General features: G+C 54.2%; 23 protein-coding genes and 5 tRNA genes. 13 read left to right on the top strand and 15 right to left on the bottom strand.

The window, feature by feature from the left end:
- Positions 1–26 precede the first annotated feature (26 nt).
- The 7 genes from proX (at position 27) to emrB (ending at position 7061) form a co-directional block, all read left to right on the top strand.
- On the top strand, positions 27–1022 hold the full coding sequence (gene proX, locus ACERJC_RS14385) for a glycine betaine/L-proline ABC transporter substrate-binding protein ProX (RefSeq protein WP_152402576.1): 996 nt from the start codon (positions 27–29) through the stop codon (positions 1020–1022).
- 195 nt (positions 1023–1217) lie between these two features.
- Positions 1218–2402 carry an MFS transporter gene (locus tag ACERJC_RS14380; protein WP_373671935.1) on the top strand — a complete coding sequence of 395 codons (1185 nt, stop codon included), beginning with the start codon at positions 1218–1220 and terminating at the stop codon, positions 2400–2402.
- Positions 2403–2526: 124 nt separating this feature from the next.
- A complete protein-coding gene (locus ACERJC_RS14375; protein WP_152402572.1) occupies positions 2527–3264 on the top strand; it encodes an AzlC family ABC transporter permease in 738 nt (245 codons plus the stop codon).
- Positions 3254–3589 (top strand): L-valine transporter subunit YgaH, encoded by a 336-nt coding sequence (gene ygaH / locus ACERJC_RS14370; protein ID WP_046485571.1) that lies wholly within the window; start codon positions 3254–3256, stop codon positions 3587–3589. The genes ACERJC_RS14375 and ygaH overlap by 11 nt, the downstream gene beginning before the upstream one ends.
- A gap of 90 nt (positions 3590–3679) precedes the next feature.
- Positions 3680–4210 carry a transcriptional repressor MprA gene (gene mprA, locus ACERJC_RS14365; protein ID WP_046485576.1) on the top strand — a complete coding sequence of 177 codons (531 nt, stop codon included), beginning with the start codon at positions 3680–3682 and terminating at the stop codon, positions 4208–4210.
- A 124-nt stretch (positions 4211–4334) separates the two neighbouring features.
- A complete protein-coding gene (gene emrA / locus ACERJC_RS14360; protein WP_042326041.1) occupies positions 4335–5507 on the top strand; it encodes a multidrug efflux MFS transporter periplasmic adaptor subunit EmrA in 1173 nt (390 codons plus the stop codon).
- Positions 5508–5522: 15 nt separating this feature from the next.
- Complete coding sequence (gene emrB / locus ACERJC_RS14355) at positions 5523–7061, top strand: multidrug efflux MFS transporter permease subunit EmrB (protein ID WP_152402568.1); 1539 nt, start codon at positions 5523–5525, stop codon at positions 7059–7061.
- Positions 7062–7121: 60 nt separating this feature from the next.
- On the opposite strand, the gene luxS is transcribed toward emrB, so the two are convergent.
- The 14 genes from luxS to pncC form a co-directional block, all read right to left on the bottom strand.
- Positions 7122–7637: an S-ribosylhomocysteine lyase gene (gene luxS / locus ACERJC_RS14350; RefSeq protein ID WP_016154160.1), complete on the bottom strand. Its 516-nt coding sequence runs from the start codon at positions 7635–7637 to the stop codon at positions 7122–7124.
- Positions 7638–7785: 148 nt separating this feature from the next.
- On the bottom strand, positions 7786–9342 hold the full coding sequence (gene gshA, locus ACERJC_RS14345) for a glutamate--cysteine ligase (RefSeq protein WP_286632149.1): 1557 nt from the start codon (positions 9340–9342) through the stop codon (positions 7786–7788).
- A 78-nt stretch (positions 9343–9420) separates the two neighbouring features.
- Positions 9421–9849 (bottom strand): YqaA family protein, encoded by a 429-nt coding sequence (locus ACERJC_RS14340; protein WP_152402564.1) that lies wholly within the window; start codon positions 9847–9849, stop codon positions 9421–9423.
- On the bottom strand, positions 9846–10412 hold the full coding sequence (yqaB, locus tag ACERJC_RS14335) for a fructose-1-phosphate/6-phosphogluconate phosphatase (RefSeq protein WP_046485594.1): 567 nt from the start codon (positions 10410–10412) through the stop codon (positions 9846–9848). Before yqaB ends, ACERJC_RS14340 begins: the two co-directional genes overlap by 4 nt.
- 249 nt (positions 10413–10661) lie before the next feature.
- Positions 10662–10738: transfer RNA gene (locus tag ACERJC_RS14330), tRNA-Arg, on the bottom strand.
- A gap of 61 nt (positions 10739–10799) precedes the next feature.
- A tRNA-Arg gene (locus ACERJC_RS14325) sits at positions 10800–10876 on the bottom strand.
- Positions 10877–10937: 61 nt separating this feature from the next.
- Positions 10938–11014, bottom strand: a tRNA-Arg gene (locus ACERJC_RS14320).
- 62 nt (positions 11015–11076) lie between these two features.
- Positions 11077–11153: transfer RNA gene (locus tag ACERJC_RS14315), tRNA-Arg, on the bottom strand.
- Between the two features lie 3 nt (positions 11154–11156).
- Positions 11157–11249: transfer RNA gene (locus ACERJC_RS14310), tRNA-Ser, on the bottom strand.
- A gap of 334 nt (positions 11250–11583) precedes the next feature.
- The gene (gene csrA / locus ACERJC_RS14305) at positions 11584–11769 is read right to left on the bottom strand and encodes a carbon storage regulator CsrA (protein WP_000906486.1); all 186 of its coding nucleotides are present in this window, start codon (positions 11767–11769) and stop codon (positions 11584–11586) included.
- A gap of 363 nt (positions 11770–12132) precedes the next feature.
- Complete coding sequence (gene alaS, locus ACERJC_RS14300; protein WP_373671934.1) at positions 12133–14760, bottom strand: alanine--tRNA ligase; 2628 nt, start codon at positions 14758–14760, stop codon at positions 12133–12135.
- 252 nt (positions 14761–15012) lie between these two features.
- Positions 15013–15513, bottom strand: coding sequence for a recombination regulator RecX (gene recX, locus ACERJC_RS14295; protein ID WP_178824179.1), 501 nt, complete (start codon positions 15511–15513; stop codon positions 15013–15015).
- A gap of 115 nt (positions 15514–15628) precedes the next feature.
- Positions 15629–16690, bottom strand: coding sequence for a recombinase RecA (gene recA / locus ACERJC_RS14290; RefSeq protein ID WP_152402559.1), 1062 nt, complete (start codon positions 16688–16690; stop codon positions 15629–15631).
- 80 nt (positions 16691–16770) lie between these two features.
- Complete coding sequence (gene pncC / locus ACERJC_RS14285) at positions 16771–17268, bottom strand: nicotinamide-nucleotide amidase (RefSeq protein ID WP_373671933.1); 498 nt, start codon at positions 17266–17268, stop codon at positions 16771–16773.
- 181 nt (positions 17269–17449) lie between these two features.
- On the opposite strand from pncC, the gene ACERJC_RS14280 reads away from it, so the two are divergent.
- On the top strand, positions 17450–17701 hold the full coding sequence (locus tag ACERJC_RS14280; protein WP_371305256.1) for a hypothetical protein: 252 nt from the start codon (positions 17450–17452) through the stop codon (positions 17699–17701).
- A gap of 45 nt (positions 17702–17746) precedes the next feature.
- Here the strand turns inward: ACERJC_RS14280 and mltB are convergent, their stop codons facing one another.
- Positions 17747–18826, bottom strand: a complete 1080-nt coding sequence (gene mltB, locus ACERJC_RS14275) for a lytic murein transglycosylase B (protein ID WP_373671932.1) — start codon at positions 18824–18826, stop codon at positions 17747–17749.
- 269 nt (positions 18827–19095) lie between these two features.
- Between mltB and srlA the strand changes: the two genes are divergently transcribed.
- The 5 genes from srlA (at position 19096) to gutM (ending at position 22254) form a co-directional block, all read left to right on the top strand.
- On the top strand, positions 19096–19659 hold the full coding sequence (srlA, locus tag ACERJC_RS14270; protein WP_042322680.1) for a PTS glucitol/sorbitol transporter subunit IIC: 564 nt from the start codon (positions 19096–19098) through the stop codon (positions 19657–19659).
- On the top strand, positions 19656–20639 hold the full coding sequence (gene srlE, locus ACERJC_RS14265; protein WP_373671931.1) for a PTS glucitol/sorbitol transporter subunit IIB: 984 nt from the start codon (positions 19656–19658) through the stop codon (positions 20637–20639). Before srlA ends, srlE begins: the two co-directional genes overlap by 4 nt.
- 11 nt (positions 20640–20650) lie before the next feature.
- Positions 20651–21013: a PTS glucitol/sorbitol transporter subunit IIA gene (gene srlB, locus ACERJC_RS14260; protein WP_046486374.1), complete on the top strand. Its 363-nt coding sequence runs from the start codon at positions 20651–20653 to the stop codon at positions 21011–21013.
- A gap of 10 nt (positions 21014–21023) precedes the next feature.
- Positions 21024–21803 carry a sorbitol-6-phosphate dehydrogenase gene (srlD, locus tag ACERJC_RS14255; RefSeq protein WP_046486376.1) on the top strand — a complete coding sequence of 260 codons (780 nt, stop codon included), beginning with the start codon at positions 21024–21026 and terminating at the stop codon, positions 21801–21803.
- A gap of 91 nt (positions 21804–21894) precedes the next feature.
- Positions 21895–22254, top strand: coding sequence for a transcriptional regulator GutM (gutM, locus tag ACERJC_RS14250; protein WP_152402553.1), 360 nt, complete (start codon positions 21895–21897; stop codon positions 22252–22254).
- Positions 22255–22264: the final 10 nt, after the last annotated feature.

The raw sequence follows: 22264 nt of genomic DNA, 5'->3' as shown, positions 1-22264 counted from the left end.
AGGATGAAGTGTAATAAGGAACAACGATGCGACAGAAGATGATTATTGCCACAGCGTTTGCCACCCTTGTCTCTACCAGCGCTTTCGCTGCCGACCTGCCAGGCAAAGGCATTACCGTCCAACCGGTACAGAGCACCATCACCGAAGAAACCTTCCAGACGCTGCTGGTGAGCCGCGCACTGGAGAAACTGGGTTATACCGTCAACAAACCGAGCGAAGTCGATTATAACGTGGGCTACACCTCTATTGCTTCCGGCGATGCCACCTTTACCGCCGTGAACTGGCAGCCGCTGCACGATGATATGTATTCTGCGGCAGGCGGGGACAAAAAGTTCTGGCGCGAAGGCACGTTTGTCACCGGCGCCGCGCAAGGTTATCTGATCGATAAGAAAACCGCTGAGCAGTACAAAATCACCAATATCGCCCAGTTGAAAGACCCCAAAATCGCCAAAATCTTCGACACCAATGGCGATGGTAAAGCGGATATGATGGGCTGCTCGCCGGGCTGGGGTTGTGAAGCGGTGATTAACCACCAGAACAAAGCGTTTGATCTGGAAAAAACCGTCGACGTCAGCCACGGTAACTATGCAGCGATGATGGCCGATACCATCACCCGCTTTAAAGAAGGCAAGCCAATCCTCTATTACACCTGGACGCCTTACTGGGTGAGCGACGTGATGAAGCCGGGCAAAGATGTGGTCTGGTTGCAGGTGCCGTTCTCCTCGCTGCCGGGCGAACAGAAAGATATCGATACCAAACTGCCGAATGGCGCGAACTATGGTTTCCCGGTAAACACCATGCACATCGTTGCCAACAAAGCCTGGGCTGAGAAAAACCCGGCGGCGGCGAAACTGTTTGCCATCATGAAACTGCCGCTGGCGGACATCAACGCGCAGAACGCGATGATGCATGACGGTAAAGCGTCGGAAGCTGACGTACAGGGTCACGTTGATGGCTGGATCAAAGCCCACCAGCAGCAGTTCGACGGTTGGGTGAACGACGCGCTGGCTGCGCAGAAGTAATCCCCTCCTGAATGCCGGATGGCGCGCGATGCGCTTATCCGGCCTACTCTACTCCCTACTCCCTACTCCCTACTCCCTACTCCCTACTGCCCCTTGACCGCACAATCCGGCACGCAACAAATCCCCCGCATTCATAAATGTCCGCTATGATTGATTCCCTAAGAAATCATCACCTGACTCACGATTGCGAACATAATGACAAAAACCTCTCACGGGCTGAGCCCAGCACTGATCGTTCTTATGTCTGTGGCAACCGGTCTGGCCGTCGCCAGCAACTACTATGCACAGCCGCTGCTCGATACCATCGCACGCAACTTCTCGCTTTCCGCCAGCTCGGCCGGGTTTATCGTCACCGCAGCGCAACTGGGCTACGCCGCCGGTTTGCTGTTGCTGGTTCCACTTGGCGATATGTTTGAACGCCGGACGCTGATCGTCTCCATGACGCTGCTGGCGGCGGGCGGGATGCTCATTACCGCCAGCAGTCAGTCGCTGGCGATGATGCTCCTCGGCACGGCGCTGACCGGGCTCTTTTCCGTGGTAGCACAGATACTGGTGCCGCTGGCGGCGACGCTTGCCACACCCGATAAACGCGGCAAAGTGGTAGGAACCATTATGAGCGGACTGCTGCTGGGCATTCTCCTGGCGCGTACCGTGGCGGGCCTGCTGGCGAATCTCGGCGGCTGGCGTACCGTCTTTTGGGTTGCCTCCATATTGATGGCGCTGATGGCTGTCGCCCTGTGGCGCGGCTTGCCAAAGGTGAAGTCCGACACCCATCTGAACTACCCGCAACTGCTGGGTTCCGTATTCAGTCTGTTTACCCGCGATAAACTGCTGCGCACACGTGCGCTACTGGGCTGCCTGACCTTCGCCAACTTCAGCATTCTCTGGACCTCAATGGCCTTTTTACTCGCCGCCCCGCCGTTTAACTATTCCGAAGGGATGATTGGCCTGTTTGGGCTGGCGGGTGCCGCTGGCGCGCTCGGCGCACGTCCGGCTGGCGGTCTTGCGGATAAGGGGCATTCTCATCTCACCACGACCTGGGGCCTGCTGCTACTGCTGCTCTCCTGGTTAGCTATCTGGTTGGGACACGCCTCGGTACTGGCGCTGATTGTCGGGATCCTGGTACTGGACCTTACCGTTCAGGGGGTTCACATCACTAACCAGACGGTGATTTATCGTCTTTATCCGCAGGCGCGAAACCGCCTGACCGCAGGGTATATGACCAGTTACTTTATCGGCGGGGCCGCAGGGTCGTTAATCTCCGCCTCGGCCTGGCAGCATGCCGGATGGCTGGGCGTTTGTCTGGCGGGGTCGACCGTTGCCGTACTGAACCTACTGGTCTGGTGGCGAGGATTTCACCGACAAGAAGCCGCTATTTAAACGCTCAGCAAGCGTTTGCGCTCGTTTGGGCTCCTGAGGGTGTTAAGGAGCCCCCCAGTCTGTTAAGGTGATAGGGATTATTAACCCTGATAATTTTAACATTGGTGATAACGCGCAAAATTCTATGGAAAGGCCCGCTTCTCTGCCCAATACCCCTCCGGCGACCTGTGCGGAAGGATTCAAAGACAGTTTACCCATCGTCATCAGTTATATTCCTGTTGCCTTTGCATTTGGTCTCAATGCCACCCGTCTCGGGTTTAGCCCGCTTGAAAGCGTATTTTTTTCCTGCATTATTTATGCCGGTGCCAGCCAGTTCGTTATCACAACCATGCTCGCCGCAGGCAGTACATTATGGGTTGCCGCCCTGACCGTCATGGCGATGGATGTACGCCATGTCTTATACGGCCCTTCCCTGCGCAGTCGTATCGCCCAAAAACTCAGTAAACCGAAAACCGCCTTATGGGCTTTTGGCCTCACTGACGAAGTCTTTGCCGCGGCCACCGCAAAGCTGGTACGGGATAACCGTCGCTGGAGCGAAAACTGGATGATCGGCATTGCATTTTGCTCCTGGGCTTCATGGGTGCTGGGAACAGTAATCGGCGCCTTTTCCGGCAGCGGTTTATTGAAAGGATTCCCGGCGGTCGAAGCGGCGCTCGGGTTTATGCTGCCCGCGCTGTTTATGAGTTTTCTGCTGGCGTCATTCCAGCGTAAACAGTCCCTGTGCGTGACCGCCGCACTCGCTGGCGCACTGGCGGGCGTGACGCTATTTTCCATCCCCGCCGCGATTCTTGCGGGGATTGTGTGCGGCTGTCTGACCGCGCTGATCCAGGCTTTCTGGCAAGGGGTTCCCGATGCGCTATGAGGTACTGCTACTCGGGTTGCTGGTCGGCTGTGTGAATTATGGGTTTCGCTATTTACCGCTGCGTCTGAAGATGGGAAATACTCGTCCGGGCAAGCGAGGCGCAACCGGCGTACTACTCGACACCATCGGCATAGCATCAATTTGCGCCCTGCTGGTTGTGTCAACCGCCCCTGAGGTAATGCACGACGCCAGTCGCTTCGTGCCGACGCTCGTGGGTTTTGCTGTACTGGGTGCAAGTTTTTATAAAACGCGCAGCATCATTGTTCCCACGCTATTAAGTGCTCTGGCCTATGGATTAGCGTGGAAAATGCTGGCGGTTTTATAGGATACAAGAATCATTTTAATTTAATAATACATTTACTTTATTTGTCACTGTCGTTACTATATCGGCTGAAATTAATGAGGTCATGCCCAAATGGATAGTTCGTTTACGCCCATTGAACAAATGCTAAAATTTCGCGCCAGCCGCCACGAGGATTTTCCTTATCAGGAAATTCTGCTGACTCGTCTTTGCATGCATATGCAAGGAAAGCTGCTGGATAATCGCAATAAAATGCTGAAAGCTCAAGGGATTAACGAGACGTTGTTTATGGCGTTGATTACGCTGGAGTCTCAGGAAAACCACAGCATTCAGCCTTCTGAACTGAGCTGTGCCCTGGGGTCATCGCGTACTAACGCGACACGTATCGCTGATGAGCTGGAAAAGCGCGGTTGGATCGAGCGCCGTGAAAGCGACAACGATCGTCGTTGCCTGCATCTGCAGTTAACCGATAAAGGCCATGCTTTTTTGCGCGAGGTATTACCACCGCAGCATAACTGCCTGCATCAACTCTGGTCTGCACTGAGTACCGCAGAAAAAGACCAGCTTGAGCACATCACCCGTAAGCTTCTGACGCGTCTCGATCAGATGGACCAGGATGGTGCTATCCTTGAGGCGCTGAGCTAACGCGTCGACTCGCTCAATAATCCAGATTAAGAAAGAAAACTGACTGGCCAGCACCTGAACGTGCTGGCCTTTCTGGTAAACAGCTCGGCCCAGCCGACGAAAAAATAAGATCGTGGAGAACAACATGAGCGCAAATGCGGAGACTCAAACCCCGCAGCAACCGGTTAAGAAGAAAAGCAAACGTAAAAGTACGCTACTCCTCCTGACCTTGCTCTTTATCATTATTGCCGTGGCATATGGGATCTATTGGTTTTTGGTACTGCGTCATGTCGAAGAGACCGATGATGCGTACGTGGCAGGGAACCAGGTTCAAATCATGGCACAGGTATCCGGCAGCGTGACGAAAGTCTGGGCGGATAACACTGACTTTGTTAAACAGGGTGACGTTCTCGTCACGCTCGATCAGACGGATGCCAGACAGGCATTTGAAAAAGCGAAGACCGCGCTGGCCTCCAGCGTTCGTCAGACGCATCAGTTAATGATCAACAGCAAACAGTTGCAGGCGAACATTGAGGTGCAGAAAACTGCCCTCGCCCAGGCGCAAAGCGATTTTAACCGTCGCGTACCGCTCGGCAACGCTAACCTGATCGGCCGCGAAGAACTGCAACACGCGCGTGATGCCGTGGCCAGCGCGCAGGCACAGCTTGATGTTGCCATTCAGCAATACAACGCGAATCAGGCGATGATTCTGGACAGCAAACTCGAAGATCAGCCTGCCGTCCAACAGGCCGCCACCGAAGTGCGTAACGCCTGGCTGGCGCTGGAACGAACCAAAATCGTCAGTCCAATGACCGGCTACGTTTCTCGTCGCGCCGTGCAGCCTGGCGCACAGATCAGCCCTACGACGCCGCTGATGGCCGTGGTTCCGGCCACCAATCTGTGGGTCGACGCTAACTTCAAAGAGACGCAGCTTGCCCATATGCGTATCGGCCAACCGGCCACGGTCATCAGTGATATCTACGGCGATGACGTTAAATACACCGGTAAAGTGGTGGGTCTTGATATGGGGACCGGCAGCGCCTTCTCTCTGCTGCCCGCACAGAACGCGACCGGTAACTGGATCAAAGTGGTTCAGCGACTGCCCGTGCGTATCGAACTGGACGCCCAGCAGTTGGCGCAGCATCCGCTGCGGATTGGTTTATCGACGCTCGTCACCGTCGATACCGCGAATCGCGACGGTCAGGTGCTGGCCAGCCAGGTTCGCACCACGCCGGTGTCTGAGAGTAACGCCCGTGAAATCAGCCTTGCCCCGGTCAACAAGCTGATCGAAGAGATTGTGCAGGCCAACGCAGGCTAATCTGAGGTGCGTGTGATGCAACAGCAAAAACCGCTGGAGGGCGCGCAGCTCGTCATTATGACGATTGCGCTGTCGCTGGCGACATTCATGCAGGTGCTGGACTCCACCATTGCTAACGTGGCGATCCCCACTATCGCCGGGAACCTGGGCTCATCGCTGAGCCAGGGGACGTGGGTGATCACCTCTTTCGGGGTGGCGAACGCCATCTCGATTCCCATCACCGGTTGGCTGGCAAAGCGCGTCGGGGAAGTGAAGCTGTTCATGTGGTCAACGGTGGCGTTTGCCATTGCCTCATGGGCGTGCGGTGTCTCCAACAGCCTGAACATGCTGATCTTCTTCCGTGTCGTTCAGGGGGTGGTCGCCGGGCCGCTGATCCCGCTTTCGCAAAGTCTGCTGCTCAATAACTACCCGCCCGCGAAGCGCTCCATTGCGCTGGCGCTGTGGTCAATGACGGTGATCGTCGCGCCGATTTGCGGCCCGATTCTGGGCGGCTATATCAGCGATAACTATCACTGGGGCTGGATCTTCTTTATCAACGTGCCAATCGGTATTGTGGTGGTTTTGATGACGCTGCAAACCCTGCGCGGTCGCGAAACGCGTACCGAACAGCGACGGATTGATGCCATCGGGCTGGCGCTGCTGGTGATTGGTATTGGTAGCTTGCAGATTATGCTCGACCGGGGGAAAGAGCTGGACTGGTTCGCCTCGCAGGAAATCGTCATTCTGACCGTGGTGGCGGTGGTCGCCATTAGCTTCCTGATTGTCTGGGAGCTCACCGACGACAACCCCATTGTCGATCTCTCGCTCTTTAAGTCGCGAAACTTTACCATCGGCTGTTTGTGTATCAGTCTGGCCTATATGCTGTACTTCGGGGCGATTGTTCTGCTGCCGCAGCTCTTGCAGGAGGTCTACGGCTATACCGCGACGTGGGCAGGTCTGGCGTCCGCACCGGTGGGGATCATTCCGGTGATCCTGTCGCCGATTATTGGCCGCTTTGCCCATAAGCTGGATATGCGCAGGCTGGTGACGTTCAGCTTTATTATGTACGCCGTCTGCTTTTACTGGCGTGCGTGGACGTTTGAACCGGGAATGGACTTCGGCGCGTCTGCCTGGCCGCAGTTTATTCAGGGTTTCGCGGTGGCGTGCTTCTTTATGCCGCTGACGACCATCACGCTGTCTGGCTTACCGCCAGAACGCCTGGCGGCAGCATCGAGTTTGTCTAACTTTACGCGAACGCTGGCGGGGTCAATCGGGACATCGATTACGACCACCATGTGGACCAACCGGGAGTCGATGCACCACGCGCAGTTAACCGAGTCGGTGAATCCGTATAACCCGAACGCGCAGGCAATGTACGATCAGCTACAGGGACTGGGCATGACGCAGCAGCAGGCGTCAGGCTGGATAGCTCAGCAGATCACCAATCAGGGGCTGATTATTTCGGCTAACGAGATCTTCTGGATGTCGGCGGGGATCTTCCTCGTACTGCTCGGTCTGGTCTGGTTCGCTAAACCCCCGTTTGGTGCGGGCGGTGGCGGCGGTGGCGCGCACTAGGTAATAGTGATAAAAAAGCCCGTTCAGTTGAACGGGCTTTTTTTGTCAGTCATCACACAACTAGATGTGCAGTTCCTGCAACTTCTCTTTCGGCAGCGCCAGCTCTTCATTGCTGTTGACGCGAACGTCGTGTTCCAGGATATGACGCGCAATGTCCTGTGCTTCGCTCAGTGAGTGCATCTGATACGTGCCGCACTGGTAGACGTTCAGTTCCGGGATCTGGTTCTGGTCCTGAACTTTTAGCACGTCGGCCATCGCCGCTTTCCAGGCATCGGCTACGCGCTGCTCGTCAGGCGTCCCAATCAGGCTCATATAGAAACCGGTACGGCAGCCCATCGGGGAGATATCGATAATCTCGACACCATTGCCGTTGAGGTGATTACGCATAAAGCCTGCAAACAGATGCTCCAGCGTGTGAATCCCTTTTTCCGGCATCACTTCTTTGTTTGGAATGCAGAAACGCAGATCAAACACGGTAATGGCGTCGCCATGCGGGGTGTTCATCGTTTTCGCCACGCGCACTGCAGGTGCTTCCATCCGGGTATGATCGACAGTGAAGCTATCTAACAACGGCATTTAGCCACCTCCGATAATTTTTTTAAAATAAACTGAACTCTTCGTTCCGGTGCGAGTCTGAGTATATGAAAGACGCGCATTTGTTATCATCATCCCTGTTTTCAGAGATGAAATTTTGGCCACTCACGAGTGGCCTTTTTCTTTTCTGTCAGGCCTGTTTTTCCAGCCAGCGGTCAAACGGCTCGGTATCTGCCGCTTCAACCTCACGCTGGCGACGTTTTGAAGCGTCACGTTCAGCCACAAAGTCTTCTTCCTGCAATATTTCCAGCGGCTCTTCACGCAACAGATTGCGATAAGCTTCGCCCAGCGCCTTGCCCGTACCGCCAATGCCTGTATCAAGCATAGACCGCAGAATACGTGCAGAGAACGTCAATTCCGGATTATCAAAACAGGCGACCAGTTCGTCGCAGACTTTCTGATAATCCTCTCCCCCGTGGATGCTGTCCAGCGTTTGCGCCACGCGTTTCAGATCGCGGAACAAATCTTTGCCCACTTCAGGCAACGGGAACTGCGCGGTTTCACAACCGATGCCTAACGTCAGACCCGGCTTACGCCCTTCCAGAATCACTCGATTCCAGTTGGTACGCGTACACAATAGCTCGCTGCTGCTCATTTCCGGCGCATCGGCCAGCACGCACCAGACCATAAACAGGTCAAGGAAGCGCACCTGCTGCTCGTCCACGCCGATTGGCGAGAACGGGTTGATATCCAGCGAGCGGACTTCGATGTACTCGATACCGCCGCGCAGAAGCGCATCTGAAGGCGACTCACCGCTACGCGTAACGCGTTTCGGACGAATTGGCGCGTACAGTTCATTTTCAATCTGCAGCACGTTGCTGTTGATTTGCAAACGCTTACCGTCTTTTTCCAGCCCGACCGCCGCATACTCTTCAGAAGGCGTTTTAATCGCCCGCTTCAATCCTGCCACATATTCGTAGAGATCGTTAAACGTAATACCGAGATTGCTTTGCGACTTATTGGTATAACCCAGATCGCTCAGACGCAACGAGGTCGCGTAGGGCAGGTAGTACATCCCACAGTCGGTTTTCTCAAATGGCAGCGTGGTCGGTTTACCCTGCAGGAAGGAAGAGCAAATCGCCGGGGACGCGCCAAACAAATAAGGAATGACCCAACCGAAGCGGTAATAGTTGCGGATCAGGCGGAAATAGCCGGCAGAGATTTTCTCTTTTGCCTCTTCGCCTTCCACAATGCCGCACTTCGCCTGCCAGAATGCCATCGGCAGCGAGAAGTTATAGTGTACGCCGGAGATGGTTTGCATTAGCGCACCGTAACGGTTTTTCAACCCTTCACGGTACAGCGTTTTCATGCGACCAATATTCGAGGTGCCGTATTGCGCCAGTTCAATGTCCTGGCCTTCAGCAATATAGCAAGGCATACTCAGCGGCCACATACGTTCATCGCCCATATTTCTGGCAGTATAACGATGCAGGTCACGCATGAAGGTCAGCATATGCTGGATATCGCCGTCTACTGGCGTAATAAACTCCAGCAGCGCTTCAGCGAAATCCGTGGTTATCCATTTATGCGTCAGCGCTGAGCCTAACGCTTCAGGATGCCCCGTTGTCGCCAACGTGCCATCCGCATTCACGCGCAATGTTTCGCGCTCCAGCCCGCGCTGAATCCCCTGTAATGCCTGAGGATGCTTTTCCAGCCAGGCCAGTGCCTGTGATACGTCCGGGATCAAATCGACCTCCCGCCTGTCAAAATCGTATTAATTAGCATAATTGTAGTGGTTACCCTAAAGGCTAATCCCCAGGCACAATTAGTGCCACCAGGTAATGCCCTGAACGGTAGCCGCCGCGACAACAATATAGCGCAGCGCTTTACCAAGGCATAAAAAAAAGAGTACCGGCCCCCACGAGAGGCGCATCCATCCCGCTAACAGGCACAGTAAATCACCCACAACCGGCATCCAGCTTAATAATAGTGTGACCGCACCATAGCGTTTAAGCCAGCCTGCGGCTTTCTCCTGCCAGCGCGATGTCTTGCGCAGCGGAAAGAAACGCCCAAGGATAACGTTAGTTAACCCTCCAAGGCTATTACCCATTGTTGCTGTTAAGACTAAGACCCAGGGATGACTGAGCCCGGCCAGTAACATGGCAACCAAAACGATTTCCGAGTTGCCGGGCAACAGCGTAGCGCTGAGAAAACTGCTGGCGAACAATGAAAGGAGCGACAGTCCGTCACTCACAAGTGTCGAACGTCCACCGCATCCATTCCGGCGGCGCGTGCGGCCTGGATACCAAAATCAGCATCTTCGAATACCACGCACTGCGCCGGGGGCACACCCATACGTTCTGCACAGAGCAGGAAAGTATCTGGCGCAGGTTTATGGTGCTGAACATGATCGGCGGCAACGACGGCATCAAAATAGCGACGTAGCCCCAGATGGGCCAGCAGCGCCTCTGCGATCGCGCTTTCGCTGCCGGTTCCGACGGACATCGGGCGACGACCATGCCACGCTTTCACCACCTCAATCAGCGGCAGCGGCTCGACGCTGTCGAGAAGCATGATTTTTACCGCGTCGGTTTTTTCACGGGCTAACGCGTGGGGATCGAGATCCGCATGATTCAGCTCAATGATGGACTGCGCAATGCGCCATGTGGCTGAGCCGTTAAGGGCAATCATCGCCTGAAGATCAAAGTGCATACCGTAACGACCTAATACTTCAACCCACGCCTTACGGTGCGTCGGTTCAGTATCCAGAAGGGTACCATCCATATCGAAAATCAGACCCGCATAACGTTCGTACATAGCACTCTCACCCGGCAAATAAACAGACGTTACTTTATCGTAATTGCTGGATTTTGTCGCTGACGACGATGCTGAGGATTGTTCAGGGTGTTAATGCAGAGGGGATAAAGAGAGAAGATGGTGCATCCGGGAGGATGACTCGGCAAAGCCTCGCCCTTCGGGCCGTTGCTGGGGCAACGTTATCCCCCTGGTGCTTGCGATACTCTCGCAGACCATGAAACAACGAACGAGCTGTTATCCGGGAGAAAATGGTGCATCCGGGAGGATTCGAACCTCCGACCGCTCGGTTCGTAGCCGAGTACTCTATCCAGCTGAGCTACGGATGCATCGGGAAATGTATTTTACTGCCGATGTTGATACTGCATAAAATCGGTATCAAGCAAGAGATGGTGCATCCGGGAGGATTCGAACCTCCGACCGCTCGGTTCGTAGCCGAGTACTCTATCCAGCTGAGCTACGGATGCATCGGAAAACGTATTTTACTGCCGATATTGATACTGCATAAAAGCGGTATCAAGTAAGAGATGGTGCATCCGGGAGGATTCGAACCTCCGACCGCTCGGTTCGTAGCCGAGTACTCTATCCAGCTGAGCTACGGATGCATCGGGAAACTTACTTTACTGCAGATTTTGATACCGCGACTAAAGCCGTATCAAGTAAGAGATGGTGCATCCGGGAGGATTCGAACCTCCGACCGCTCGGTTCGTAGCCGAGTACTCTATCCAGCTGAGCTACGGATGCAAATGGCGGTGAGGCGGGGATTCGAACCCCGGATGCAGCTTTTGACCGCATACTCCCTTAGCAGGGGAGCGCCTTCAGCCTCTCGGCCACCTCACCACACGCCTCTTACGAGTGCTTCGAAGAACTTGTTTCTGCTCATCGTCGCTGCGTGGCGCACATATTACTTTCTGGGACTTATAAGTCAAACAATTTTTCCTGAGCTTTTATCGTTTGCACACTTCACGTTCAATTAGTCTGCAAAAACGGCAAAAAGAGTGTTTTATCAACAGATAAATTGGTCTCTGGGGCTACTGACTACCACAATGAAAAAGCCCTACGACTGCAGGAGAGTGACGCGGAACGGGAAAAAGAGTCACAACATAACGAAAAAGAGAGGGATTTACGAAGACGTCAGGTTGCGCCTCACCCGGTCAGGTGAGACGCGGAAACCTTAGTAACTGGACTGCTGGGATTTTTCAGCCTGGATACGCTGGTAGATCTCTTCACGATGGACAGAAACTTCTTTCGGGGCGTTTACGCCGATGCGTACCTGGTTGCCCTTCACCCCTAAAACTGTCACGGTGACCTCATCTCCAATCATGAGGGTCTCACCAACTCGACGAGTCAGAATCAGCATTCTTTGCTCCTTGAAAGATTAAAAGAGTCGGGTCTCTCTGTATCCCGGCATTATCCATCATATAACGCCAAAAAGTAAGCGATGACAAACACATTACATGTAAGCAGTCACGGCATCACATTCTGTTAAACCTAAGTTTAGCCGATATACACAACTTCAACCTGACTTTATCGTTGTCGACAACGTTGATGCAAACGCCGCGGAATGCTTATCCACGGCATCGGCTAACGCTTACACACTTCATCCTTCAGGCTGTCTCAGCATTGGCTACGCACATTCCCCCGGTCACGAACTACCTGTTCACTTCCGGGGGTTTATTCGCTTTCCGCCCTGACGCAGCTTGAATGATTTTGTGTAACTATTTTATAGTTTTGCGCTGACCCAGGCTTGCACACTGGCTAACGCCGCAGGCAGAGCAGACGCATCCGTACCACCGGCTTGCGCCATGTCCGGACGACCACCACCCTTACCGCCCACCTGCTGAGCGACCATACCGACCAGTTCCCCTGCTTTGACACGATCGGTCACGTCCTTAGACACGCCCGCAATCAGAGAAACCTTACCTTCAGCTGCCGTTGCCAGCACGATAATTGTCGACCCCAGTTGATTTTTCAGATCATCAACCATGGTACGTAACATTTTCGGCTCAACACCTGCAAGCTCACTCACCAACAGCTTAACGCCATTGATATCAACCGCTTTGCTGGAAAGATTTGCACTTTCCTGCGCGGCAGCCTGTTCTTTCAACTGCTGAAGCTCTTTCTCGAGCTGACGAGTACGTTCCAGTACTGAACGTACTTTGTCGCCCAGGTTCTGGCTATCGCCCTTCAACAGCTGTGCGATATCGGTTAAGCGATCGCTTTCTGCATGCACAGTCGCAATAGCGCCCTCACCCGTTACCGCTTCAATACGACGAACCCCTGCCGCCGTCCCGGACTCGGAGATGATACGGAACAGACCGATATCCCCCGTACGGCTGGCGTGAGTCCCGCCACACAGTTCGGTAGAGAAATCACCCATGCTCAGTACACGAACGCGTTCGTCATATTTCTCGCCGAACAGCGCCATTGCGCCTTTTGCTTTCGCCGCTTCCAAATCCATCACGTTGGTTTCAACCGGCAGGTTGCGACGAATTTGCGCATTTACCAGGTCTTCAACCGCACGGATTTCCGCAGGTTTCATCGCTTCATTATGTGAGAAGTCGAAACGCAGTACTTTGTCGTTGACCAGCGAGCCTTTCTGCGCCACGTGCGTGCCCAGAATCTGGCGTAGCGCCGCATGCATCAGGTGCGTGGCGGAGTGGTTCAGACGAATACGCGCACGACGCGCTTCATCTACGTCAGCCTGAACCGCGTCGCCCACTTTCAGAGAGCCCGCAGACAGTTTGCCGAGGTGACCAATCGCCTGGCCATATTTTTGCGTATCGCTTACGGCAAAGGTAAAGCCCGCGCCTTTCAGTTCACCTTTATCGCCAACCTGACCACCGGATTCCGCATAGAATGGGGTCTGATCCAGTACGACAACGGCTTCCTGACCGGCACTAATGGCATCCACCGCTTTACCATCGACGAACAGCGCGGTCACTTTGCCATTCAGTTCCAGATGGTCGTAACCTTTAAATTCAGAGGCGCTATCAACGCGGATCATCGCGTTATAGTCCGCGCCAAAACCGCTGGCCTCACGGGCGCGACGGCGCTGCTCTTCCATGGCGGCTTCAAAGCCGTCTTCATCCACTTTGATGTTGCGCTCGCGGCAAACGTCCGCCGTCAGGTCAACCGGGAAACCGTAGGTATCGTACAGACGGAATGCCGTTTCGCCGTCCAGCGTATCACCTGACAGTTTCGCCAGTTCTTCATCCAGCAGTGCCAGGCCACGCTCCAGCGTACGGGCAAACTGCTCTTCTTCAGTTTTCAGTACTTGCTCAACCTGAGCCTGCTGACGCTTCAGTTCTTCGCCCGCCGATCCCATGACGTCAACCAGTGGACCCACCAGTTTGTAGAAGAAGGTCTCTTTCGCGCCCAGCATGTTGCCATGACGTACCGCGCGACGAATGATGCGACGCAGGACATAGCCCCGGTTTTCGTTCGACGGAACCACGCCATCGGCAATCAGGAACGCACAGGAACGAATGTGGTCCGCAATCACACGCAGCGACTTGTTGCTCAGATCGGTCGCACCGGTCACTTTCGCTACCGCTTCAATCAGCGTACGGAACAGGTCAATTTCGTAGTTGGAGTTGACGTGTTGCAGCACAGCCGCAATACGTTCCAGCCCCATACCGGTATCGACGGAAGGCTTCGGCAGCGGCTCCATCGTACCGTCAGCCTGACGGTTGAACTGCATAAAGACGATATTCCAGATCTCAATGTAGCGATCGCCGTCTTCTTCCGGGCTTCCCGGAGGACCACCCCAGATGTGATCGCCATGATCGTAGAAAATCTCGGTGCACGGACCGCATGGACCGGTATCGCCCATCTGCCAGAAGTTGTCCGACGCATAGGCCGCACCTTTGTTATCGCCGATGCGGATAATGCGCTCGCGAGGGATACCCACTTCTTTTTCCCAGATTTCATAGGCTTCATCGTCTGTTTCATAGACGGTCACCCACAGACGCTCTTTCGGCAGGGCAAACCAGTTCTCACCGGTCAGCAGTTCCCACGCGTATTGAATGGCGTCATGTTTGAAATAGTCGCCGAAGCTGAAGTTGCCCAGCATTTCGAAGAAGGTATGGTGACGTGCAGTGTAACCAACATTTTCCAGATCGTTGTGCTTACCACCCGCGCGCACGCAGCGCTGTGACGTGGTTGCGCGGGAATAATTACGCTTGTCGAGCCCAAGGAAAACGTCCTTGAACTGGTTCATCCCGGCGTTGGTAAACAACAAAGTGGGGTCATTGTTCGGAACCAGGGAGCTGCTGGCAACTACCTGATGTCCCTTACTATGGAAAAAGTCGAGAAACGCCTGACGGATCTCAGCGGTGCTCTTGCTCATAATTATCCTGAAATCAAGCTACACTTCATCTTTCAAACCGCCTCTGCGTTGGCTGCGATCGTTCCCCAGTCACTGACTCCAGTAAGCGCCAGGGGATTCACTCACTTACCGCCTTGATGCAGCTTGAATGATTTTGTGTATTTAAGGAATATTCGTTACGGACGCAGGTCGTCATATGACAACCATCACCCGAACGGAAAAAGTGGGAATAAGATAAGTTTTCTTTACGGGGAAGTAAAATCCCGTATGCGCTCAATCGTCAAAATTTCGCCATATTTCCTGAATATCCTCCATCAGATACCCGCGATAAAGCAAAAACCGCTGTATCTTAACCTTTTCCGAAAATGCGCCTGGCAGCGGTTCACCGTATTTGCGAGTCGCCTGGTCACGCGCGAGGGCGCACCAGTCAACGTCACATTCCCGCATCGCTTTTTCAGTCGATTCACGGGCAATCCCCTTTTGATTCAACTCCTGTCGGATGCGCGCCGGACCATACCCCTTACGGCTGCGACTGGCGATAAAACGGGAGATAAATCTGTCATCATCAAGATAATGATGCTCGTAGCACCAGGCGATCACCCGGTCATAATCTTCTGCCGTGGCATCAATCTCTTCCGGCCCGTTTTTCCCCATCACCGGGGCGGCAAGCTTACGTCGTAACTCTTGTTCGCTGTGATCGCGAACCGCGAGGATACGTACTGCGCGATCTAACAGCCGGGAATACGCAGGTCGGCGCGGTGTGGGTTCACTCATAACAACCTTCGAAATCAGAAATGCAAAAAGGGCCGCATCAATGCAGCCCTTGAGTGTAATTCAACTTTTTGCCGGATGGCAGTTTTGCGTTATCCGCACGGGGGACACCTGACGATTAAAAATCTTCGTTGGTTTCCGCAACGCCTTCACCATCATCAACGGTGAAAGCGGGTTTGTCATCCTGGTTATTGAGCAGCATTTCACGAACTTTCTTCTCAATTTCCTTCGCGGTAGCCGGGTTGTCTTTCAGCCAGGCAGTTGCATTCGCTTTACCCTGACCAATTTTCTCACCGTTGTAGCTGTACCATGCACCCGCTTTCTCGATCAGCTTCTCTTTCACGCCCAGGTCAACCAGTTCGCCATAGAAGTTGATACCTTCACCGTAAAGGATCTGGAATTCAGCCTGTTTAAACGGTGCTGCGATTTTGTTTTTCACCACCTTCACGCGGGTTTCGCTGCCCACCACGTTATCGCCCTCTTTCACCGCGCCGATACGGCGGATGTCCAGACGAACAGACGCGTAGAATTTCAGTGCGTTACCACCGGTAGTGGTTTCCGGGTTACCGAACATCACACCAATTTTCATACGGATCTGGTTGATGAAGATCAGCAGCGTGTTGGACTGCTTCAGGTTACCGGCCAGTTTACGCATCGCCTGGCTCATCATACGTGCTGCGAGACCCATATGAGAGTCACCGATTTCGCCTTCGATTTCCGCTTTCGGCGTCAACGCCGCCACGGAGTCGACAACGATAACGTCAACGGCACCAGAACGTGCCAGCGCATCACAGATTTCCAGCGCCTGTTCACCGGTGTCCGGCTGAGAACAGAGCAGATTGTCGATATCAACACCCAGCTTACGCGCATAGATAGGATCCAGCGCATGTTCTGCATCGATAAACGCACAGGTTTTACCTTCGCGCTGCGCAGCGGCAATCACCTGCAGCGTCAGCGTAGTTTTACCGGAAGACTCCGGCCCGTAGATTTCGACGATACGGCCCATCGGCAGACCGCCTGCGCCCAGCGCAATATCCAGTGAAAGCGAACCGGTGGAGATGGTTTCCACGTCCATAGAACGGTCTTCACCCAGGCGCATGATGGAGCCTTTACCGAATTGCTTTTCGATCTGGCCCAGCGCTGCCGCCAACGCTTTCTGTTTGTTTTCGTCGATAGCCATTAATTACTCCTGTCATGCCAGCTGAAGCCGGATAGTGATTCTGTACTGTTGTCGCAATTATACTGTATGGTCATACAGTATCAAGTGTTTTGTAGAAATTGTTGCCACAGGGTTTGCAACGCATAAACCGTGGCTTGTCGACGCACCGCATCACGGTCGCCGCTAAAGCATTCCCGACGGGTAATCCCTTCTCCGCGCACGCTCGCGAAGGCGAACCAGACCGTGCCGACCGGTTTCTCTTCGCTGCCGCCATCCGGCCCGGCAATCCCGCTGATGGAAACGGCAAAATCAGCGCGTGCCGCTTTCAGTGCGCCAATCGCCATCTCAACCACCACCGGCTCACTGACCGCGCCATGCTGTACCAGCGTCTCTTCACGCACGCCTATCATCTGCGATTTCGCTTCGTTACTGTACGTGACAAAACCGCGATCGAACCAGGCGGAGCTGCCGGCAATGTCGGTAATGGCTTTCGCCACCCAACCGCCGGTGCAGGACTCTGCGGTGGTCACGGTCGCACCGCGCGCTTTCAGCGCCAGCCCAACCTGTTCACTTAACTGCATCAGTTCACTGTCAGTCATATCAGCCTCTGTCAGTTAAAAAATATGCCGGACAAGATAGCACTTTCCCGACAGAGATGGGGATGGAGTAACCATTTTACGAGTCGTATTCCGAAAAAACTCCAGCCTCTCACTTATGCAGGTAAACCCGTGCTTAAAAACGATAGAGTGAAGTTCAATTTTGCATGGATGAAGAGAGTACATGATGTCATTAGGCAAAAAGGAAGTTCCCCTTCAGCAACAGTTGAAACAACACCATCAACTACGGTTATGGCTCATCATTGGCGGCGTATGTTCTTTAGTGATGGGGGCGCTGAACATTATATCGGCCGGATATATTGAACCTTATGATGGCGGCCAAATTATCTTAGGCCTGGGATGCCTTGGCTACAGCCTGACAATATCAAAGAAGATATCCCTGCTGCGTGCAGAGAATCGGTCGAAAAAACAGTGATAGTACCAGCAGAGGGAAGCCCGTGCTCCCCTCTGTAAGCGCAGATTACTGCACGCGCGCCAGCGCCACCGCCTGACCCAACTGCCACACCGCCATCGCATAATGGGTGCTGTGGTTGTAGCGGGTAATGGCATAGAAGTTCGGCAGGCCGTACCAGTACTGGTAACCGGTGCCGATATCCAGGCGCAACAGGCTCACCTGCTGATGGTTGCCCAGCGGTTGTTGCGGCGTTAATCCGGCTGCCGCCAGTTGAGAAGGACTGTACTGTGTTTTAAAACCATTCGCCAGTCCCGGTGCCTGACCGTTCACCATCACCGCCACCGTGTCGTCCTTCACCCAACCGTGTGCTTTGAAGTAATTCGCCACGCTGCCGATGGCATCGACCGGATCCCACAGGTTGATGTGGCCGTCGCCATTGAAATCCACCGCGTACTCTTTATAGGACGACGGCATGAACTGTCCGTACCCCATCGCGCCAGCAAAGGAACCTTTCAGATCTAACGGATCGTCCTGTTCGTTACGCGCCATCAGCAGGAACGTCTCCAGTTCGCCAGAGAAGTACTCCGCACGACGTGGATAGTTAAACGACAGCGTCGCCAGCGCATCCAGAATGCGCGTTTTTCCCATCACGCGACCCCAGCGAGTTTCCACGCCGATAATGCCCACGACGATCTCCGGCGGAACGCCATAAACCTGCCAGGCGCGGTTCAGCGCGTCTTCATATTGATTCCAGAACGCCACGCCGTTTTGCACGTTATCTGGCGTGATGAACTGTTTGCGGTAGCGCAGCCATGCGCCGTTAGGCCCCGCTGGCGGCTGCGTGGTGGGCGCCTGCCTGTCCATCAGACGTAAAACGTAATCCAGACGCTTCGCCTGCGACAAAATCTCCTGCAACTGCTGACGATTGAAACCGTGCTTGTTCACCATCTTATCGATGAACTGCTGCGCATTTGGGTTGTTGGCAAAATCACCGCCCATCTGCATAACGTTGTGCTGGGGCTCAAGCAGGAAACCGCCGGAAGGCGTCCCCGTTGTCGTTTGAGGTTCTTGAGGTTTCGGTTTGCTACTACAGGCAGCAAGTAACACAAACAGGGGAAGTAATGCTACATAACGACGCTTGAACATGAGACATCCATTAAACAGATTCAGCCAGAGAGAAGTATGGTAAAGCATCCCCCGCCATACAAGGAAGCGCCAGACGCGCTCCGTCACACAATTTACGTATCGCTCTCCATGAGTTGATCGTCAGCACATTCTTTCCTTCGCGCAAAAACTTTCAATTTAAAATATTTTACTTTCATTTTGAGATCAAAATAACACTTTTATTGCTTTCAATCTGATTAAAATAAGTCACCCATTCGCAAGATAACTAAAAATCCCTACAGGAGAGAACAATGATCGAAACCATTACACATGGAGCAGAGTGGTTCATCGGGCTGTTCCAGAAAGGTGGAGAGGTGTTTACCGGGATGGTCACCGGTATTCTTCCACTGCTGATCAGCCTGCTGGTCATCATGAATGCGCTAATCAACTTTATCGGCCAACAGCGGATCGAACGCTTCGCCCAGCGCTGTGCCGGGAACCCATTATCCCGTTACCTGATTCTGCCCTTTATTGGCACGTTTGTGTTTTGTAACCCCATGACCCTGAGTCTGGGCCGCTTTATGCCAGAGAAATATAAGCCCAGCTACTACGCGGCAGCCTCTTACAGCTGTCACTCGATGAACGGCCTGTTCCCACATATCAACCCCGGCGAACTGTTCGTTTATCTCGGTATTGCCAGCGGCCTGACCACGTTAGGTCTCCCACTCGGCCCGCTGGCAGTGAGCTACCTGCTGGTCGGTCTGGTCACCAACTTCTTTCGTGGCTGGGTCACGGACCTCACGACCTCCATCTTTGAGAAAAAGATGGGTATCCAACTTGAGCAGAAAGTCCACCTTGCAGGAGCAGCATCATGACGCGTATTCGTATTGAAAAAGGGACTGGCGGCTGGGGTGGCCCGTTGGAGCTGGACGTGGTCGCCGGCAAGAAAATTGTCTATATCACCGCAGGCACGCGCCCGGCGATTGTCGACAAACTGGCGCAGTTAACCGGCTGGCAGGCTGTCGACGGCTTTAAAGAGGGCGAACCGCCGGAAGACGAAATTGGCGTCGCCATCATCGACTGTGGCGGGACGCTGCGCTGCGGGATCTATCCCAAACGCCGTATCCCGACAGTGAACATTCACTCAACCGGGAAATCCGGACCGCTTGCCCAGTACATCGTCGAAGACATCTATGTCTCTGGCGTCAGGGAAGACAACATTACCGTGGTGGGCGACGCGTCTGCCACAGCACAGCCGCAACAGCAACCGGCAAGTACCACCGCCGGACGCGATTACGATGCCAGCAAAAAGATCACGGAACAAAGCGATGGCCTGCTGGCGAAAGTCGGAATGGGAATGGGGTCGGCGGTGGCCGTGCTGTTCCAGTCGGGTCGCGACACCATTGATACAGTACTGAAAACCATTCTCCCCTTCATGGCATTCGTCTCGGCGCTTATCGGCATCATCATGGCCTCGGGTCTTGGCGACTGGATCGCCCACGGCCTGGTGCCGCTTGCCAGCCATCCGCTGGGCCTGGTGACGCTGGCGCTGATTTGTTCGTTCCCGCTGCTGTCGCCGTTCCTCGGCCCTGGCGCGGTCATTGCGCAGGTTATCGGCGTCCTGATCGGCGTGCAAATTGGTCTGGGCAACATCCCGCCACACCTGGCGCTGCCCGCGCTGTTTGCCATCAACGCCCAGGCGGCCTGTGACTTTATCCCGGTCGGTCTTTCACTGGCAGAAGCGCGTCAGGACACGGTTCGCGTCGGCGTACCGTCAGTACTGGTGAGCCGTTTCCTGACCGGCGCGCCTACCGTTCTCATCGCCTGGTTTGTTTCCGGCTTTATTTATCAATAAGAGGTTCAGACATGACCGTTATTTATCAGACCACCATCACCCGTATCGGACAGAGCGCACCGGATGCCCTCTGTGACCAGATGCTGATTACCTTTCGTGAAGGCGCGCCTGCGGATATCGAGGAGTTTTGCTTTATCCATTGTCATGGCGAACTGAACGGCCCGTTGCAACCCGGTGCGCAGTTCGAACTGGGTCAGCATCATTATCCGGTCACCGCCGTCGGCAGCGTGGCCGAACAGAATTTACGTGAACTGGGGCATATCACCCTGCGCTTCGATGGACAGAGCGAAGCGGAATTTCCCGGCACCGTGCACGTTGCGGGGCCTGTACCGGACGACATCGCGCCGGGCTGTATTTTGAAGTTTGTCGCTTAAGGAGAGAAAAATGAATCAGGTTGCCGTTGTCATTGGTGGAGGACAGACCCTGGGGGCGTTCCTTTGCCGTGGGCTTGCAGCAGAAGGGTATCGCGTTGCGGTTGTAGATATTCAGAGCGATAAAGCCGCGAACGTCGCACAGGAGATTAACGCAGAATTTGGCGAAGGCATGGCCTACGGTTTTGGTGCCGACGCCACCAGCGAACAGAGCGTACTCGCACTCTCTCGCGGCGTGGATGAAATTTTTGGCCGCGTGGATCTGCTGGTTTACAGCGCGGGTATCGCCAAAGCGGCATTTATCAGTGACTTCCAGCTCGGCGATTTTGACCGCTCGCTGCAGGTGAATCTAGTGGGCTACTTCCTCTGCGCGCGTGAATTCTCCCGTCTGATGATCCGCGATGGTATTCAGGGACGCATTATTCAGATCAACTCCAAATCCGGTAAAGTGGGCAGCAAACACAACTCCGGCTACAGCGCAGCGAAGTTTGGCGGCGTGGGGTTAACGCAGTCGCTGGCGTTGGATCTGGCGGAATATGGCATCACCGTGCATTCGCTGATGCTTGGCAACCTGCTGAAATCACCGATGTTCCAGTCGCTGCTGCCGCAGTACGCCACCAAGTTGGGTATTGAACCTGACGAAGTGGAGCAGTATTACATTGATAAGGTTCCGCTGAAGCGTGGCTGCGACTATCAGGATGTGCTGAACATGTTGTTATTCTATGCCAGCCAGAAAGCGTCGTACTGCACCGGACAGTCAATCAATGTGACTGGCGGTCAGGTGATGTTCTAATGGGTGTCGCCCGGTGACGCTATGCTTGCCGGGCTTACCCGTAGGCCGGATAAGGTGAAACCGCCATCCGGCAAAATAAAAGGAGCACAACATGGTATCCGCACTCGTTACCGTCGCCGTCATTGCCTGGTGCGCGCAACTGGCGCTGGGGTACTGGCAAATATCGCGCTTTAACAAAGCGTTTGACCAACTTTGCCTACAAGGACATGTCGGCGTGGGGCGTTCGGGAGGACGTTTTAAACCGCGCGTCGTTGTCGCCGTCGCACTCGATGACGATCGGCGGGTCACCGATACGTTGTTTATGAAAGGTCTCACCGTATTCGCCAGACCTGGCAAAATCGACGCCATTCAGGGCAAACATCTTAATGAATTACAGCCTGATGTGATCTTTCCCCATGATCCGTTGTCGCAGAATGCACTATCATTGGCGCTTAGTTTGAAACATGGGTAATTTCGTTGTG

The sequence above is a fragment of the Citrobacter telavivensis genome, assembly GCF_041807075.1.
GTDB lineage: Bacteria > Pseudomonadota > Gammaproteobacteria > Enterobacterales > Enterobacteriaceae > Citrobacter_A > Citrobacter_A telavivensis.
Note: the sequence above shows the minus strand (reverse complement) of the source record. Positions and strands in the feature narration are given on the sequence as shown.

What these genes read in the sequence shown, in the direction of transcription:
- emrB (WP_152402568.1), top strand. Translation starts at nt 5,523, where the DNA reads ATGCAACAGCAAAAACCGCTGGAGGGCGCGCAGCTCGTCATTATGACG.
- alaS (WP_373671934.1), bottom strand. Translation starts at nt 14,760, where the DNA reads ATGAGCAAGAGCACCGCTGAGATCCGTCAGGCGTTTCTCGACTTTTTC.
- recA (WP_152402559.1), bottom strand. Translation starts at nt 16,690, where the DNA reads ATGGCTATCGACGAAAACAAACAGAAAGCGTTGGCGGCAGCGCTGGGC.
- pncC (WP_373671933.1), bottom strand. Translation starts at nt 17,268, where the DNA reads ATGACTGACAGTGAACTGATGCAGTTAAGTGAACAGGTTGGGCTGGCG.
- srlE (WP_373671931.1), top strand. Translation starts at nt 19,656, where the DNA reads ATGACGCGTATTCGTATTGAAAAAGGGACTGGCGGCTGGGGTGGCCCG.
- recX (WP_178824179.1), bottom strand. Translation starts at nt 15,513, where the DNA reads ATGAGTGAACCCACACCGCGCCGACCTGCGTATTCCCGGCTGTTAGAT.
- luxS (WP_016154160.1), bottom strand. Translation starts at nt 7,637, where the DNA reads ATGCCGTTGTTAGATAGCTTCACTGTCGATCATACCCGGATGGAAGCA.
- ACERJC_RS14280 (WP_371305256.1), top strand. Translation starts at nt 17,450, where the DNA reads ATGATGTCATTAGGCAAAAAGGAAGTTCCCCTTCAGCAACAGTTGAAA.
- csrA (WP_000906486.1), bottom strand. Translation starts at nt 11,769, where the DNA reads ATGCTGATTCTGACTCGTCGAGTTGGTGAGACCCTCATGATTGGAGAT.
- srlD (WP_046486376.1), top strand. Translation starts at nt 21,024, where the DNA reads ATGAATCAGGTTGCCGTTGTCATTGGTGGAGGACAGACCCTGGGGGCG.
- mltB (WP_373671932.1), bottom strand. Translation starts at nt 18,826, where the DNA reads ATGTTCAAGCGTCGTTATGTAGCATTACTTCCCCTGTTTGTGTTACTT.
- gutM (WP_152402553.1), top strand. Translation starts at nt 21,895, where the DNA reads ATGGTATCCGCACTCGTTACCGTCGCCGTCATTGCCTGGTGCGCGCAA.
- mprA (WP_046485576.1), top strand. Translation starts at nt 3,680, where the DNA reads ATGGATAGTTCGTTTACGCCCATTGAACAAATGCTAAAATTTCGCGCC.
- yqaB (WP_046485594.1), bottom strand. Translation starts at nt 10,412, where the DNA reads ATGTACGAACGTTATGCGGGTCTGATTTTCGATATGGATGGTACCCTT.
- proX (WP_152402576.1), top strand. Translation starts at nt 27, where the DNA reads ATGCGACAGAAGATGATTATTGCCACAGCGTTTGCCACCCTTGTCTCT.
- emrA (WP_042326041.1), top strand. Translation starts at nt 4,335, where the DNA reads ATGAGCGCAAATGCGGAGACTCAAACCCCGCAGCAACCGGTTAAGAAG.
- ygaH (WP_046485571.1), top strand. Translation starts at nt 3,254, where the DNA reads ATGCGCTATGAGGTACTGCTACTCGGGTTGCTGGTCGGCTGTGTGAAT.
- srlA (WP_042322680.1), top strand. Translation starts at nt 19,096, where the DNA reads ATGATCGAAACCATTACACATGGAGCAGAGTGGTTCATCGGGCTGTTC.
- srlB (WP_046486374.1), top strand. Translation starts at nt 20,651, where the DNA reads ATGACCGTTATTTATCAGACCACCATCACCCGTATCGGACAGAGCGCA.
- ACERJC_RS14375 (WP_152402572.1), top strand. Translation starts at nt 2,527, where the DNA reads ATGGAAAGGCCCGCTTCTCTGCCCAATACCCCTCCGGCGACCTGTGCG.
- ACERJC_RS14380 (WP_373671935.1), top strand. Translation starts at nt 1,218, where the DNA reads ATGACAAAAACCTCTCACGGGCTGAGCCCAGCACTGATCGTTCTTATG.